The following is a 15,453-nucleotide window of genomic DNA, read 5'->3' as shown; positions in this document are numbered from 1 at the left end:
GTGGACGACCGGGAGCTTGACGAACTCGCGACCCTGACTGGCGCTCTTCTCGGCGCTTTGGAGGCGCTCGCCTTTATCGGCAGGCGGCTGAACCCGCCGGACTTGCCCGATCTGATGGGGAGGGTCGGCCGGCCGGAAGACGCCCTTCGTGAGGCCCTGCGAAAGCTCTCGGACTGGCAGGGACCGGCCATCGTGCTGCGCGCGCAGCTCGATGAGGCCGGCTCGGCGGTCCTGTCCGGCTTTGACGAACTACGCGCTGCGGTGGAAACAGGCGATGCCTTGCGCGCTTTTCGGGGGCTGCGCCAGGCCCCCCTAGCGCTCGAGGCGCTCTATCCCTTGGCCGCGGTGCTGCCGCCTGTAAACCGCTTCTTCCTGGAGCCGGCGATGCGCGGTGACGCGGCGTTGCAGGGGCGTTTTGGTACGCCGGCGGCCCACACCGGCGTCATGCATGCGGGCGGCGAGCCCGGCGCGCGGGGCGGCTTCTCGCTCTATGTGCCGGAGTATTATACGCCCGAGCGCACTTGGCCGCTGGTCGTGGCGCTGCACGGCGGCTCGGGCAATGGCCGGACGTTCCTGTGGAGCTGGCTGCGCGCAGCACGCAGCCATGGCGCCATCGTCGCCGCGCCGACTGCTATGGGGCAGACCTGGGCGCTCTCCGGCCCCGATCTCGACACGCCCAACCTGACCCGTATCCTGTTGGAGATCGACGCTCGCTGGCGGCTCGATCCGGGCCGTTTGCTGCTGACCGGTCTCAGCGACGGCGGCACCTTCAGCTATGTGAGCGGGCTGGAGCCCGCGTCGCCCTTCACCCACCTGGCGCCGGTGGCCGCGGCCTTCCATCCGATGCTCGCACAGATGGCCGATGCCGACCGCCTGCGCAGCCTGCCGATCCATGTGGTCCATGGCGCTCTCGACTGGATGTTCCCGGTCGACATGGCGCGGAGCGCCGTCGGGGCCTTGAAGTCCGCGGGCGCGGAGGTCGCCTATCGGGAGATGGGCGACCTCGCTCACACCTATCCCACCGAGATGAGCGGCGAGATTCTGCGCTGGCTGGAGGCTAGGCCGCGTCCAGCGCCCGGCTGACGTCGCGGCTCAGGTCGCCGACGCCTTCGAGGCCGACGCTCATCCGCACCCAGCCCTGGGTGAGGCCAATCTCCAGCCGTTGTTCTTCGGGCATCGAGCGGTGGGTGGTGGTCGACGGGTGCGTCGCCATCGACTTGGCGTCGCCGAGGTTGTTCGAGATGTCCACGATCGCCAGGGCGTCCAAGAACCGCCACGCAGCCTCGCGGCTGCCGAGGTCGAAGGCCACGACATTGCCGCCGCCGGTCATCTGGTTGGCGATGATCGCCGCCTGCGGGTGGTCGGGCCGCCCGGGATAGAGCACTTGCTTGGCCTTGCCGTGACTGGCGATGACCTCGGCGATCTTGCTGGCGTTTTCGGCTTGGCGGCGGACGCGCAGGTCCAGCGTCTCCAGCCCTTTCAGCAGCACCCATGCGTTGAACGGCGAGAGCGCCGGCCCCGTATGGCGCAGGATGTCCTTGTAGGCCTCGGTCATCACCTGCTCGGCGCCCAGGATCGCCCCGCCCAGGACTCGGCCTTGGCCGTCGATGTGCTTGGTCGCCGAATAGACGACGACGTCCGCGCCCAGGGCCAGCGGCTTCTGGAAGACCGGGGTGGCGAACACGTTGTCCACCACCAGCTTGGCGCCGGCCGCATGGGCGATGTCGGCCACCGCGCCGATCGCGGTGACTTCCAGCAGCGGGTTGGCGGGGGTCTCGACCAGAAAGGCCTTGGTGTTCGGGCGGACGGCGTTCTTCCAGGCTTCCAGGTCGGTGGCGTCCACGTAGGTGACCTCGACGCCGAAGCGGCCCATCCAGTCGGAGAGGATCCAGCGGCAGGAGCCGAACAGCGCCCGGCCCGCCACGATGTGGTCGCCGGCTCGAACCAGGCCTTGCAGCGCCACATGGACGGCCGCCATCCCCGAGGCCGTGGCGCGGCAGACCTCAGCGCCTTCCAGCAGCGCCAGGCGCTCCTCGAACATCGCCGTCGTCGGGTTGCCGAAGCGCTGGTAGATGAAGCCGGGCTCCTCGCCCGAGAACCGCCGGTCCGCCGCCCCTGCGGTGTCGTAGGCGAAGCTCTGGGTCAGGAAGAGCGCTTCGGAAATCTCGCCGTAGGGCGTCCGCGTGAGACCGCCGCGCACCAGTTTGGTTTCCAGTTCCCAATCGCGCACGTCTTCGGCCATGGCCGCGTCTCCAAACTCGAGAATGATGAGGGCTCTCTAAACCCCCTCCGAGCTGCCGCCACCAGTGAAAAACTGCCGCGTCTTATAGAGAATGGCGCACCAGCGGCTTGCCAGACTCGTGGCGGGCGGCGAGTGTCGCGGCGATGAGTGACGCCCCCGGCATTCTGCCTTCCCAATCCATCGAGGACCTGATCGCCGAAGGGGCTATCACCGCGTCCCGACCGTTCGACGCCGACCAGGTCCAGCCGGCCAGCCTCGACCTGCGCCTGGGCGCCCGCGCCTGGCGGGTGCGGGCCTCGTTCCTGCCAGGGGCAGGCCGCACGGTTCCCCAGCGGATCGCGGACGTGGCCATGCACGAACTCGACCTGACCAAGGGTGCGGTGCTTGAGCGGGGCTGCGTCTATATCGCCGAGTTGCAGGAGAGCCTGGCCCTCCCCAAGGGTGTCTCGGCGCGCGCCAACCCCAAGAGCTCGACCGGCCGGGTGGACGTCTTCGTTCGCCTGCTGACCAACAAATCCGTGACCTTCGACGACGTCGCCGAAGGCTATAGCGGCCCGACCTATATCGAGATCGCGCCACAGACCTTCTCGATCCTGGTTCGCACCTCGACCCGCCTCAACCAGCTCCGGCTGAAGCGCGGCGATCCGCCGAAGCTTTCGATCCGCAGTGTCGGGGTCGACCTCTCGGACGGCGTCGCGGGCTTCCGCGCCCGTCGCCACGCGGGCGTCGTCGACATGGATCGCGTGGATGGCCACGACCCGCGCGACTTCTGGGAGCCGCTGATCCCCCGCCGCGGCGAACTGCTGCTCGATCCAGGCGAGTTCTACATCCTGGCCTCGAAGGAGGCTGTCGAGATTCCGGTGATGGAAGCGGCCGAGATGACGCCGATCGATCCGTCGGTCGGGGAGTTTCGGGTCCACTACGCCGGATTCTTCGATCCGGGCTTCGGCACCGAGGAAGCCAACGCCGTGGGCTCGCGCGGGGTGCTCGAGGTTCGCAGCCACGAGACGCCGTTCCTGCTCGAAGACGGCCAGATCGTCGCTCGGCTGGTTTATGAGCCGCTCACCGCTAAACCTGCCCGTCTGTACGGCGAATTGGGCTCCCACTATCAGCGCCAGGGCCTGAAACTCTCCAAGCATTTCCGCGTCTGGTGACGGCGGTGTGGTATGCTGTGCGCCCCTCGAAAGGAGGGCGCCCATGCTCAGGCTCGACCATGTGGTTTTCCCGGTGCAGGACGCCGGACGCAGTCTCGATTTCTACCGCGATGTTCTCGGCCTGACGCTGGCGGAGGCCCATGAGGGCGACGACTGGAACTCCTATCCCTGGCTGATGATGGTCTTCGCCCTGCCGGACGGGCGTGAGCTGGTGCTGGTCGAACTGAAGGGCGCGCCGGCGCCGAGCTATCAGGGGCTGCCGCGTGACGCGCGCCACTACGCGCTGGCGGTCGAGGATGGCGCCGAGCTCGATGGTTGGCGGGGCAGGCTGCGCGCGGCCGGCCTTCGCTTCTGGGAAGAGGACCATGGGGTCCAGCAGTCGCTCTATCTGGAGGATCCGGACGGCGTCGTCATCGAGATCACCGCGCCGCCTAGCCGGGCCGATCCACACAGCGCCCAGAGCGCGGCGCTGCGGGTGGCGCGCTGGGGCGCCGCCGGCCGTCCTTGACCGAACGGCGCAGGCGCGCCAAAGGCGGGCGCATGAACATCCTCCTCGTCGGCTCTGGCGGGCGCGAACATGCGCTGGCCTGGAAGATCGCGGCCTCGCCGCTGGTGAAACGTCTGGTCATGGCGCCGGGCAATCCGGGCATGGCCTCCCTGGGTGAGCTCGCTCCCCTGAAGCCGACGGACGTCACCGGCCTGGTGGCGCTGGCCCAGGAGATCGCCGCCGACCTGGTGGTGATCGGCCCCGAGGTCACCGTGGAGGCGGGCCTCGCCGACGCTCTGTCCAAGGCCGGCGTTCCCTGCTTCGGGCCCCTGGCCCAGGCCGGCCAGCTCGAGTCGTCCAAGGCCTTCACCAAGGGCTTCGCCGATCGGCACGGCCTGCCCACCAGCGGCTACAAGGTGTGTGAGCGGGCCGACGAGGCCAAGGCCGCCCTGGACGGCTTCAAGCCGCCCTATGTCATCAAGGCCGACGGCCTGGCGGCGGGCAAAGGCGTGGTCATCGCTCAGGACCGGGCCGCCGCCGAAGCAGCGATCGACGACGCCCTGGGCGGCCGGTTCGGCGCGGCCGGCGCGCGGGTGGTGATCGAGGAATTCCTGGAGGGCGAGATCGGCTCGCTCTTCGCTCTTTGCGACGGCAAGGACTCCATCGTCTTCGGCTCCGCCCAGGACCATAAGCGGGCCTATGACGGCGAGCTCGGCCCCAACACCGGCGGCATGGGCACCTATTCGCCGGCTCCGGTCTTCACGCCCGAACTGGTGGAGCAGGTCCGCACGCGCCTTGCCGAGCCCGCCTTCGCCGGGATCGCCTCCGAAGGCGCGCCCTACAAGGGTGTGCTCTTCGTCGAACTGATGGCGACCAGGGATGGCCCCAAGCTGGTCGAGTTCAACGTCCGCTTCGGCGATCCGGAGTGCCAGGTGTTGATGCTGCGGCTGGAAAGCGACCTGGTTCCCTACCTCGTCGCCTGCGCCAAGGGCGCCCTGGCCGAGCTGCCGGCGCCGGTCTGGCGGGATGAGGCGGCGATCTGCGTGGTTCTCGCATCCGACGGCTATCCGGAAAGCCCAGTCACCGGCTCGGTCATCCGTGGGGCCGAACAGGACTTCGGGCCTGAGGTCGTGGTCTTCCACGCCGGCACCTCCCGCGATGCCGACGGGACTCTGCGTGCGGCGGGTGGCCGCGTCCTCAACGTCTGCGCTCGCGGCGCGACGCTGCAGGAGGCGCGCGACAAGGCCTATGCGGCGATCGAAAGGATTGATTGGCCGGGCGGTTTCCATCGCACCGACATCGGCTGGCGGGCGCTCGCCGTTCGCTGACGGCGGCGTCATTTATTAGAAAAATCGGTATGGATTTCGCCTCGGTGCTTGCTCGCCGGGGCCGCGCCTCGGTATGGTGGTTCAAACAACTGTACGACCTGAGGGAACGCCATGGCCGACGTCGCCGAGCAAAAGCGCGAACAGCTCAACAGCGGCACCAAGGAGGTCGCCGAAAGCCATCGCTTCGACGAGGCCGCGCTTGCCGCATGGATGCAGGCGAATGTCGCCGGCTACGAAGGCCCGCTCGAGGTTCGCCAGTTCAAGGGCGGCCAGTCCAACCCGACCTACCAACTGATCACCCCGAACAAGACCTACGTCATGCGGCGCAAGCCGCCGGGCAAGCTGCTGCCTTCGGCTCACGCGGTCGATCGCGAGTACAAGGTGATCACAGCCCTCTATCCGACCGGCTTCCCGGTGGCTCGGTCCTACGGCCTCTGCACCGACGACGGCGTGATCGGCACCATGTTCTACGTCATGGACATGGTCGAGGGCCGCATCCTCTGGGACCAGCAGCTCCCGCAGTACGAGCCGGCCGAGCGCCATGCGATCTTCACCTCGAAGATCAACACCCTGGCCGACCTGCACAACACCGACTACCAGGCCATCGGCCTGGGCGATTACGGGAAGCCCGGCAACTATATGGGCCGTCAGGTCGACCGCTGGACCAAACAGTACAAGGCCTCGGAGACCGTCCACATCGAAGAGATGGAACGGCTGATCGAGTTCCTGCCCAGGAGCCTGCCCGAGCAGGAGCGCACCTCGATCGTCCATGGCGACTACCGCCTGGACAACATGGTCTTCCATCCGACCGAGCCGCGCGTCATCGCGGTGCTCGACTGGGAGCTGGGAACCCTCGGCGAGCCGCTGGCCGATTTCACCTACCTGCTGATGAACTGGGTGAACGGCACGATCTCGCAGATCCCGGACCTGAAGGCGCACGGCATTCCGACGCTCGATGAAGCCGTGGAGCTGTATTGCGCACGGACCGGCCGGTCCGGCCTGCATCACCTGGACTGGTTCTTCTCGTACAACATGTTCCGGCTGGCCGGCATCTGCCAGGGCATCGTCGGGCGGGTTCGGGACGGCACGGCCAACAGCCCGCAGGCCGCCGCCATGGCGCAACGGGTGCCGGCGCTCGCCAAGTCGGCCTGGACCTACGCCCAGAAGGCGGGGGCCTAGAAACTGACGTCGCGGCATGCGATTAGGGCGCAGGCCAAGCTGGCCTGCGCCCACGTCCGCACGGAGCTCCATGACCGAACTTACCGGCGCGCCTGAAGTCGTAGGCGAACGACGGCCGTTCTGGCGGCGCCCTCTCTGGCAAGCGGTCGCCGGAGCGGTTCTGCTGGTCGTCGCCCTGCTGGTCTTCATGGTCTGGTCGCTGCCACTGGGCCGCGCCCTGGAGCCTCTGGCCAATCCGACCCTCATCCTGGTCACCGCCGACGGCAAGCCGTTCGCGCGCCGCGGCTCGTACAAGGAGCAGCCTGTCGATGTGACCAAGCTGCCGAAGTATGTCCCCGGCGCCTTCGTGGCCATCGAGGACCGCCGCTTCTACAGCCACTTCGGCATCGATCTGCGGGCGATCACCCGGGCCCTGACCCGCAATGTCTCCGCCGGCGGGGTGCAGGAGGGCGGATCGACCATCACCCAGCAGTTGGCCAAGAACGCCTTCCTGACCAACAAGCGCAGCCTGCGGCGAAAGGCCCAGGAGGCGATGATCGCCCTCTATCTCGAGGCGCGGCTCTCCAAGGACGAGATCCTCTCGCGCTACCTTTCCACGGTCTATTTCGGCGACGGCGTCTTCGGCCTGCGCGCCGCGGCCAGGCACTATTTCGACAAGCCGCCTGAGAAGCTCAGCATCGGCGAGGCGGCCATGCTGGCGGGCATGGTCAAGGCGCCCTCCCGGCTGGCCCCGACCGAGAACCTGTCCGCCGCCCGCGAGCGCGCCCGGGTGGTCATCGCGGCCATGGCCGACACGGGCGTCATCACCGCCGAGCAGGCGCGTCGCGCACGGCCCGCCAGTGTTCGCCGCGGGACCGAGAACCTGCCGGTGGGTTCCTATTTCGCCGACTGGGTCTCGCCCCAGGCCCGCCGCGCCTTCGAAGCCGCCTATGGCGAGGTGAGCGTGCCGACCACTCTGGACTCGGTGCTGCAGGCCCAGGCCGAGCAGATCGTCAGCAGCGCCCTGCGCCGGCACGGGGGCTACCTGCACGCGACCCAGGCGGCGCTGATCGCCATGCGCCCGGACGGCCGCGTCCTGGCGATGGTGGGGGGCGACGACTACAAGCAGAGCCAGTTCAACCGGGTCTCGGACGCCAAGCGTCAGCCCGGCTCGGCCTTCAAGCTCTTCGTCTACCAGGCGGCCCTTCGCCAGGGCATGACCCCCGACAGCCTGATCCTCGACGCGCCGGTCACGATCGGCGACTGGTCGCCCAAGAACCACGAGGGCCACTACGCCAATCGGGAAATCCACCTGCGCAACGCCTTCGCCGGTTCGTCCAACGTCGCCGCCGCGCGCCTGGCGCAGCAGATCGGCCGCAATGCGATCATCCGCGCCGCCGAGGACATGGGGGTGCATGCTGATTTTCCGCCCGACCTGACCTTGGCCCTCGGGACAGCCCCGATGACCTTGCTTGACCTCACGGCCGCCTATGCCGGCGTGGCCTCCGGTGAGATCCCCGTGGTCCCCTATGGGGTCGAGCAGGCCAAGGTCGCGCCCAAGCGCAAGCTGCCGGTGCGCGAGCGCGAGCAACTGTTGGACCTGATGCGCGCCGCGGTCACCTTCGGCACCGCCAATGGCGGCAACGTCTCCCAGTACGCCTACGCGAAGACGGGTACGACCCAGGACTACCGGGACGCCCTCTATATGGGCTTCGTCGGCGACATGGTGATCGGCGTCTGGGTCGGCAACGACGACAACAGCCCCATGAATGGCGTGGCCGGCGCCGGCCTGCCGGCTGAAATCTGGAGCGAGTTCGCCCGCTTCGCGATGGGCCGCGGCATGGTCCGTGCGGGAGGCCGTCAGATCGGCGTCGCGCCCGCAGCGCCTCCGCCGGTCCAGGAACTGGAGATCGATCCAATGGCGCCGCCGCCGATCGAGCCTGAAGTGGCAGCCCCGCCCACGGCCGAAACCACGCCCGCGCCCGCCCCAACCGCGCCAGAAATTACGCCTCAGGCGGCGCCGCAGCCGATCTTCTAGCGGAAGGGGGCGAGGAGCCGTTCGAGGACCTCCTCGTCCTCGAAGGCGGCCCGCACCGGCCAGGCGGTCACCCGGTCGCGCCATTCGGGCGGGAGCCGGACCCAGTCCTTCTCGGTGGTGACCAGTCCGGCGCCGAATAGCTCGGCGCGATCGGCCAGCAGCTTCAGCGCGCCGGTGTCATAGGCGAAGTGATCGGGAAACGGGATGAAGTCGGCGAGCTGGCAGCCGGCCGCCTTGAGCGCCCGTTCGACCTTCCACGGCATGCCGATACCGGCAAACCCGACCTGCGGGCCCTTCGGGGGCGGTTGGGCTGGGTCAAGTCTGGCGACCAGCACCGGCTTGTCGCGAAAGACGCGCAGCAGGCCAGGGTCCGGCTCGGCGAGGTCGGCTGGCAGCATCAGGATCACGGCGTCGGCGCGAGCTATCCCCTTGGCCAGCGGCTCACGCAGCGGCCCGGCGGGAAAGACGGAGCCGTCGCCCAAGGGCCACACACCATCCCGGGTCTCGCCATCGACCACGACCAGCGACAACGCCTTGGCCAGGGTCGGATTCTGATGGCCGTCGTCCATGACGATCGCTTTGGCGCCGGCCTTGGCCGCCGCCCGTGCGCCCACTACACGGTCGCGGGCGATCCAGATCGGCGCATCCTGGGCCAGCATCAACGGCTCGTCCCCGACGTCCGCCGCGGTGTGATGCTGCGGGTCCACGCGCAGCGGCCCAGGTTCGCTGCCGCCATACCCACGTGAGAGTCCCTGCGCCCCCGGCAGCCTGCGTAGCAATTCACGCACGACCGGGGTCTTGCCCGCCCCTCCAACGGTCAGGTTCCCCACGCAGATGACTGGAGCGCCCGGATCGACCGGCTTGGCGTTTGCGATCCGACGCGCGGTGACCGCGGCCCATATCCAGGAGACCGGCTTCAGCAGCAGGCGCGAGACGGGCGCCGGGGCGCCTTCGCGCACATACCACCAGCGAGGGGTCGAGAGCTTCATGCCGGCAGCAAGGGTTCAAGCAAACCGAGAGCCGCGTCTAACGCCGCGCCCTGATTTTCCGCATAGGCCATGGCCGCGCGGCCGATGCGCGGAGCGATGAGCGGTTGGGTCAAGAGCCCCGCCAGGTCCCGGGCAAGCTCAGCTTCGCCGGCGCACTTGATCGCGGCGACGCGTTCGAACATGTCCGCATAGATCGCCGCGGCGTTGAACACGTGCGGCCCGGTGACGATCGGAACCGACAGTCGCGCCGGCTCCAGCGGATTGTGCCCGCCGATGCCCGGAACGAAGCTGCCGCCCATCACCGCCACGTCGCACGCCCGATAGAAGAGGCCCATCTCGCCGAGCGTATCCGCCACATAGGCCGTAGTCGCCGCCGACAGGGGCTCGTCCGCCGCGCGGCGGGCGACGATGTGGCCGGCCTCAGCCAGCAGTCTTGCCACGGCCGGCCCCCTGTCGGGATGGCGCGGCGCGACGACCAGCAGTACGTCCAGGCCGCGGCAGGCCCGGATAATGATTTCGTCTTCGCCCGGATGGGTGCTGGCGGCCAGCACCACCTTGCGCCCTGCGATCGACGCCCGCAGTCGCGCCAGCTCATCTTCGTCGACGGGCAGGGGGGCGCCGACGTTCTTGAGGTTGAGCCGAGGGCCGGTGGATGCGCCGAGGGACCGCAGTCGCTCCTCGGTCTCGCCGTCCTGCGGCAGGATCAGGTCGAAGGCCTGCAAGAGGAAGCGGGCGGCGCCTGGCGCACGTCGCCATCCGTCCGCGCTGGCCTGGGTGATCCGGGCCGACACCAGGGCGAGCTTCGCGTCGCGCGCCTTGGCCCCAAGTATCAGGTTCGGCCAGAGCTCGCTCTCGACCTGGATCGCCGTGTCGGGCCGCCAATGGTCCAGGAAGCGCCGCACAGAGGCAGGCGTGTCGATCGGCGCGTACTGATGGATCACGCCTTGCGGGAGGCGGCCTGCCAGCAACTCGGCCGAGGTACGCGTGCCCGAAGTCACGAGCAGGGTCCGCCCCGGCTTCTGCAAGGCCTCGATGAGCGGGAGCAGGGACATGCTCTCGCCGACGCTGACGCCATGCAGCCAGACCAGCGGACCGGCAGGACGAGGAAAGCTGGCGCGCCCCAACCGCTCATCGATACGTGCGGGGTCTTCCTTGCCCTTGGCGGCTCGACGGCGCAGCAGGGCTGGCGCGAACGGCTCGGCGAGGCCGGTCAGGCCGGCGTAAAGCGCGAGGGAAAGCGGACGCAAAGGTCAGATCGCGTGCACGCTGGCCAGGCGGCAGGCTTCGGAGTGTCCGGTTTCGACCTGCAGCGTGGAATGGCCGATCCCGAACTTGCCGGCCAGGCCCTCGCAGGTCGAGTGCAGGAACTCGTCACTGTCGGGATTGTCCGGACGGGTCAGGTGAACCGTCAGGGCGGTCTCGGTGGTGCTCATGGCCCACACGTGGAGGTCATGGACCTCGGTCACCCCAGGGCGGCTCACCAGCCAGGCGCGAACGGCCTCGACGTCGATGCCGCGCGGCGCGGCGTCGAGCGCGAGATTCACCGAATCTCGCAGCAAGGCCCAGGTGCCGATGACGATCACCGCGGCGATCAGCAGGCTCAGCGCCGGGTCGATCCAGTAGAGCGAGGTGAAGGCGATCAGCCCGGCCCCGACCACGACGGCGAGCGAGACCGCCGCGTCGGCCGCCATATGCAGGAAGGCGCCGCGGATATTGAGATCCTCATGGCCCCTCATGAACATCAGGGCGGTCGCGGTGTTGATCACCACACCGATGCCAGCCACGGCCATCACCGGCCAGGTCGCGATGGGCGTCGGTTCGGTGAACCGGTGGAGCGCCTCGGAAACGATCACCCCCACCGCCACCAGCAGCATCACGGCGTTGGCCAGGGAGGCGAGGACCGTCGCCTTGCGCAGGCCGTAGGTGCGTCTGGCGGTCGGCGCGCTCTTGGCGAGGATGGTCGCGCCCCAGGCCAGCAACAGGCTGAGTACGTCGGAGAGGTTGTGGCCGGCGTCGGCCAGCAGAGCCAGCGATCCCGACCAGAGGCCCGCGCCGGCCTCGGCCAGCACGAAGGCGAAGTTCAACCCGACGCCGATGGCGAAGGCGCGGCCGAAGTCCTTGGGGGCATGGCTATGGCCGCCGGGGCCATGCGAATGGCCGTGGTCATGACGCCCGTGCGAGTGTCCGTGATCATGGTCATGGTGCGCATGATCATGGTCGTGATCATGAGAATGATCGTGATGTCGATGCGCGTGATGGTCGTGGGCCATGGCCTTATGTGTCACCCAAACCGGCGAGGATCAACGGCGCGAGGCCAGGGCCTTGGCGCGTTGGGTCGTCGCCGTCAGCTTCGCGGACAGATCCTGGATCAGCGCGGTCATCGTCGCCTCGTTGGCGTCCGGCGGAACATAGAACGGCCCGTCCCATGCGGTGGCTCCGCGTCCGAACGGCCAGGCGAAGGTCACCCTGTCCCAGGTGTCGAGCTCGATCGCCGGCGAGACGGCCAGGCCCATCAGATAGATCGGCGCCCCGGTCTTCTTGGCGATCTGCAGCGAGCCGGGGGCGATCACTTCGGCCGGTCCGCGCGGCCCGTCGGGCGTGACGATCAGAACCCCGCCTTGGCCGACCCAGCCGATCGCCTCGCGGATGGCCGCGACGGCGGCGCGAGCCTTGGCGGTGTCGCCCTTCTTGGCGGACGAGGTCCGGATGGCCGGAAAGCCCGCCCGCGACAGGGCCTGGGCGATGAACTCGCCGTCGGCCGAGGGCGAGACCATGCAGCGAACCTTGTCCCGTCGCCACCAGACGGGCGCCAGCCCCAGGCACAGGGGAATGCCGCCATGCCAGAAAAGGCCGATGGCCGGCTTGCCGTCGCTCAGCACGGGCTCCACGCATTCCAGGTTGTCGTGGACCCAGCGGCGGCTCCGCAGGGTGACGATCAGATGGAGATAGAGCACCCAGCCGAGGAACGCCTGGACGCCCGGGTGACGCAGAACCTTCTTCACGCGGCGGGCTCCGCGTCCAGGTCCTGGCTCCTGGCGAGGCGGGCGTAGAGGCCGCCGCGCTTCTTCATGAGGCTGGCATGGTCACCCTGTTCCACCACCTGGCCCTTTTCGATGACATAGATGCGGTCGGCGCCGCGAACGGTGGACAGGCGGTGGGCGATCAGGATCGTCGCCCGGCCGGCCATCAGGCGCGACAGCGCCGCCTGCACCTGTTGCTCGCTCTCGGTGTCGAGCGCGCTGGTGGCTTCGTCGAGAAGCAGGATGGGGGCGTCCTTCAGGAAGGCCCGTGCGATGGCGATCCGCTGGCGCTGACCTCCGGACAGCCGCGCGCCGGCCTCGCCGACGATGGTGTCGTAGCCGCTCGGAAGGGCGCTGACGAAGTCGTGGGCGGCCGCGGCTTTGGCGGCCTCGATGATCTGCGCCTCGGTGGCGTCGGGGCGTGCATAGGAGATGTTGGCGCGGATGGTGTCGTCGAACAGGAACGGCTCCTGCGTCACCAGCGCCACGTGATCGCGCAGGGAGGCGAGGGTCACGTCGCGCACGTCCGTCCCGTCGATGGTCAGCTTGCCGCTGCTGGTGTCGTAGAAGCGCGGTATGAGGTTCAGGATAGTGGTCTTGCCGCCTCCGGACGGGCCGACCAGGGCGACCGTCTCGCCGCGGCGGACCTCCAGATCGACTCCGCGCAGGGCCGGTCGGTCCTCGGCCCGATAAGCGAAGCCGACGTCCTCGAAGCGGATCACGCCATCGCCGATCGTCAGCGCCTTCGCGCCCGGCCGCTCGCGGACCTCCGGCTCCACATCGAGCGCCGCGAACAGGCGGCGGGCGGCCGATAGGCCCTCCGCCATCACTGTCTGCAGATTGGCCAGTTGCCGCAGCGACTGCGAAGCCAGGCCAAGAGCTCCGATGAAGGCGACGAAGGCGCCGACGTTCATTCCGCCTGACTGCGAGCGCCAGCCGGCGTAGGCGATCACCGCGGCGGTGATCACGGTCATCAGCGTTTCGGTGGCCGGCGCGGCGCGGGCGCGGGCGTTGGCGCCCTTCACCAGGAACCGCTGGCGGCGCTTGACCACCTCGGCCACACGCGCCTCCTCATAGGCCTCGCGATTGTCGATCTTCACGACGCGCACGCCATCCAGGCTTTCCATGATCGCCGTGGAAAGCGCCGAGGTCTCGGCCATGGCGCCCTTGGTCGCCTTCACCGTCCGCTTGGAGAACCGGCGCATCACCCAGGTCGAGAGCGGCGCAGCCACCACCAGGGTCAGGGACAGCATCAGGTCGTTTCCGACCATGACCACGATCGCGCCGATCACCGTCAGCAGGTGCTGAGTGTAGTTGATGATGCCCGCCGTGGCCGCCTCACGGATCAGGCCTGCGTCATAGAGCACCGAGGAGACAAACGAGCCGGTGTGCGCCGAGCGCAGGCGCGCCAGGTCGGCCCTGACCAGCTTGCCGAACAGTTGCACCTGGACCTGGCCGACGACCTCGTTGCCGATGCGGTTGACTTGGCTGGCCTGGATGACCTGGGCCAGACCGCGAGCGATCGCCAAGCCAGCGATGGTCAGCGGCACGGACAGCAGCGTGCCGGGCTTGTGGTTGACCAACAGGTCATTGATGGCCGGCTCGAGGATCTGGATCAGATTGGCGCTCAGATAGGCGACCGCGACGGCGGCGATCATGGCGATCGTCCAGCCCTTCCAGCGCGGGGCCATGTAGGTTCGCGCGATCCGCGCGGCGACAGCGCGGGTGGGGAGGTCTGCGGGCTCGCTCATGGCTCCTTGGGGTCGGCTGTCGGCGCGGGGAAGTCAAGAAGTCGTCTTTGGCCCTGGCCGCGGCCGGAATATGGTGTCGGCTTGGCTGGGCTGTGGGAAGGCCCGCCTGAACCGGAGGACTTCGTCATGCGACTTGTCGCGATCGCCTTGCTGATGAGCGCCGCGGCCACCGCGCCTGCGCCGCCACCGGCGGCCGAGCCGGCGCTGTCGCCCGCCCAGAACGCCAAGATCAGCCAGGCCATAGCCGCCCTGAAGCGGCCGGAGGAGCGCAGCCTGGCGTCCGGCTGGAGCAACGCCAAGAAGGTCGCCGAGGTCATTTGCCGCCCTGCCGCCCTGCCGTCGCTTCGCCGACAGATCCCTGAGGCGGACCGCGTCTTTCTCGGAACCAGCGATCCGGCCACGCTCACCCTGGTCAGCGCCCGCAGCCTGACCGGCAGCGGCAGCGTCCGCTCGGGCGAAAAATGGAGGGACTTCACCTTCACCTGCGCCCTAACGCCCAGTTCCGGCAAGGTCGCGGGCTTCACGGCCGTGCTCAAGCCCGCGGACTAGGGCCTGGCCTCGCGCCCAACTTCCGCCGCCCTGGCAAACAACCTATCTAGCCGCCCATGCAGGAAGCGCCCTTGGCCGGATTCGATCTCACCACGTCCTCCGGGCGGGTCTCGACCTATCTGGATTACCTCTGGAAGGACCACGCCTATCTGCGGCTCGGTTTTTCCAACGCGCACTGGATCAGCGACGAACTGGTCCGGGCCAACCAGCCCTGGCCTCACCAGCTCGCCGAGTGGAAGCGGCGCGGGATCAGGACCATCGTCAACCTCCGCGGCGGGTTCGACGCCAGCTTCTACGCGCTGGAGAAGGACGCCTGCGAACGCTTGGGACTGAAGATGGTCGATTTCACCATCACCTCGCGCGAAGTGCCTAGCCGCGTGCGCGTGCACGGCGCCAAGGAGCTGTTCGAGACGATCGAGTATCCAGCCCTGATGCACTGCAAGTCAGGCGCGGACCGCGCCGGCATCATGAGCGTTTTCTACATGCACTTCCGCAAGGGACTGCCGATCCGCGAGGCGCTGGACCAACTGCACATCCGCTACCTGCATGTGAAGCAGGGCAAGACCGGGGTCCTGGACTACACCTTCGAGCGCTACCTCACCGAGGGGGAGCCGAAGGGACAGGATTTCCTGGAGTGGGTCGATAGCGACGCCTACGATCCCGCCGCCATCAAGGCCGACTTCCGCGCCCAGATGTGGGGGCGGCTGCTCACCGAGGGCGTTCTCAGGCGGGAGTAG

At 68.6% G+C, this 15,453-nt stretch carries 14 protein-coding genes; 8 read left to right on the top strand and 6 right to left on the bottom strand.

Annotation, left to right across the window (positions count from 1 at the left end):
- Window positions 1-1,083, top strand: coding sequence for a carboxylesterase family protein (locus tag ABID41_RS05120; protein WP_331931112.1), 1,083 nt, complete (start codon window positions 1-3; stop codon window positions 1,081-1,083).
- Here the strand turns inward: ABID41_RS05120 and metZ are convergent.
- The gene (gene metZ, locus ABID41_RS05115) at window positions 1,058-2,242 is read right to left on the bottom strand and encodes an O-succinylhomoserine sulfhydrylase (RefSeq protein ID WP_331931114.1); all 1,185 of its coding nucleotides are present in this window, start codon (window positions 2,240-2,242) and stop codon (window positions 1,058-1,060) included. The two genes, ABID41_RS05120 and metZ, sit on opposite strands and share 26 nt — an antisense overlap.
- Window positions 2,243-2,385: 143 nt before the next feature.
- On the opposite strand from metZ, the gene ABID41_RS05110 reads away from it, so the two are divergent.
- The 5 genes from ABID41_RS05110 (at window position 2,386) to ABID41_RS05090 (ending at window position 8,407) form a co-directional block, all read left to right on the top strand.
- Window positions 2,386-3,396 carry a 2'-deoxycytidine 5'-triphosphate deaminase gene (locus ABID41_RS05110; RefSeq protein WP_331931116.1) on the top strand — a complete coding sequence of 337 codons (1,011 nt, stop codon included), beginning with the start codon at window positions 2,386-2,388 and terminating at the stop codon, window positions 3,394-3,396.
- Window positions 3,397-3,439: 43 nt separating this feature from the next.
- Complete coding sequence (locus ABID41_RS05105) at window positions 3,440-3,904, top strand: VOC family protein (protein WP_354297251.1); 465 nt, start codon at window positions 3,440-3,442, stop codon at window positions 3,902-3,904.
- Between the two features lie 32 nt (window positions 3,905-3,936).
- A complete protein-coding gene (purD, locus tag ABID41_RS05100; RefSeq protein ID WP_331927863.1) occupies window positions 3,937-5,211 on the top strand; it encodes a phosphoribosylamine--glycine ligase in 1,275 nt (424 codons plus the stop codon).
- A 111-nt stretch (window positions 5,212-5,322) separates the two neighbouring features.
- On the top strand, window positions 5,323-6,390 hold the full coding sequence (locus tag ABID41_RS05095) for a phosphotransferase family protein (RefSeq protein WP_331927861.1): 1,068 nt from the start codon (window positions 5,323-5,325) through the stop codon (window positions 6,388-6,390).
- Between the two features lie 70 nt (window positions 6,391-6,460).
- Window positions 6,461-8,407, top strand: a complete 1,947-nt coding sequence (locus tag ABID41_RS05090) for a transglycosylase domain-containing protein (RefSeq protein WP_331927859.1) — start codon at window positions 6,461-6,463, stop codon at window positions 8,405-8,407.
- Here ABID41_RS05090 and lpxK read toward each other — a convergent pair.
- The 5 genes from lpxK to ABID41_RS05065 are packed head-to-tail and all read right to left on the bottom strand — an operon-like array spanning window position 8,404 to window position 14,167.
- Window positions 8,404-9,396: a tetraacyldisaccharide 4'-kinase gene (gene lpxK, locus ABID41_RS05085; RefSeq protein WP_331927857.1), complete on the bottom strand. Its 993-nt coding sequence runs from the start codon at window positions 9,394-9,396 to the stop codon at window positions 8,404-8,406. The genes ABID41_RS05090 and lpxK overlap by 4 nt on opposite strands.
- The gene (locus ABID41_RS05080; protein ID WP_331927855.1) at window positions 9,393-10,643 is read right to left on the bottom strand and encodes a 3-deoxy-D-manno-octulosonic acid transferase; all 1,251 of its coding nucleotides are present in this window, start codon (window positions 10,641-10,643) and stop codon (window positions 9,393-9,395) included. Before ABID41_RS05080 ends, lpxK begins: the two co-directional genes overlap by 4 nt.
- 3 nt (window positions 10,644-10,646) lie before the next feature.
- Complete coding sequence (locus tag ABID41_RS05075; RefSeq protein WP_331927853.1) at window positions 10,647-11,666, bottom strand: cation diffusion facilitator family transporter; 1,020 nt, start codon at window positions 11,664-11,666, stop codon at window positions 10,647-10,649.
- 30 nt (window positions 11,667-11,696) lie between these two features.
- Window positions 11,697-12,398 carry a lysophospholipid acyltransferase family protein gene (locus tag ABID41_RS05070; RefSeq protein ID WP_331927851.1) on the bottom strand — a complete coding sequence of 234 codons (702 nt, stop codon included), beginning with the start codon at window positions 12,396-12,398 and terminating at the stop codon, window positions 11,697-11,699.
- Window positions 12,395-14,167 carry an ABC transporter ATP-binding protein gene (locus ABID41_RS05065; protein WP_331927849.1) on the bottom strand — a complete coding sequence of 591 codons (1,773 nt, stop codon included), beginning with the start codon at window positions 14,165-14,167 and terminating at the stop codon, window positions 12,395-12,397. The genes ABID41_RS05070 and ABID41_RS05065 overlap by 4 nt, the downstream gene beginning before the upstream one ends.
- Window positions 14,168-14,293: 126 nt before the next feature.
- Between ABID41_RS05065 and ABID41_RS05060 the strand changes: the two genes are divergently transcribed.
- Together ABID41_RS05060 and ABID41_RS05055 are read left to right on the top strand one after the other, a co-directional pair.
- Window positions 14,294-14,716, top strand: a complete 423-nt coding sequence (locus tag ABID41_RS05060; RefSeq protein ID WP_354297250.1) for a hypothetical protein — start codon at window positions 14,294-14,296, stop codon at window positions 14,714-14,716.
- Between the two features lie 71 nt (window positions 14,717-14,787).
- Window positions 14,788-15,453: a fused DSP-PTPase phosphatase/NAD kinase-like protein gene (locus ABID41_RS05055; protein ID WP_331931027.1), complete on the top strand. Its 666-nt coding sequence runs from the start codon at window positions 14,788-14,790 to the stop codon at window positions 15,451-15,453.

The organism is Phenylobacterium koreense (assembly GCF_040545335.1).
In the GTDB taxonomy this organism is placed as follows: Bacteria; Pseudomonadota; Alphaproteobacteria; order Caulobacterales; family Caulobacteraceae; genus Phenylobacterium; species Phenylobacterium koreense.
Note: the sequence above shows the minus strand (reverse complement) of the source record. Positions and strands in the feature narration are given on the sequence as shown.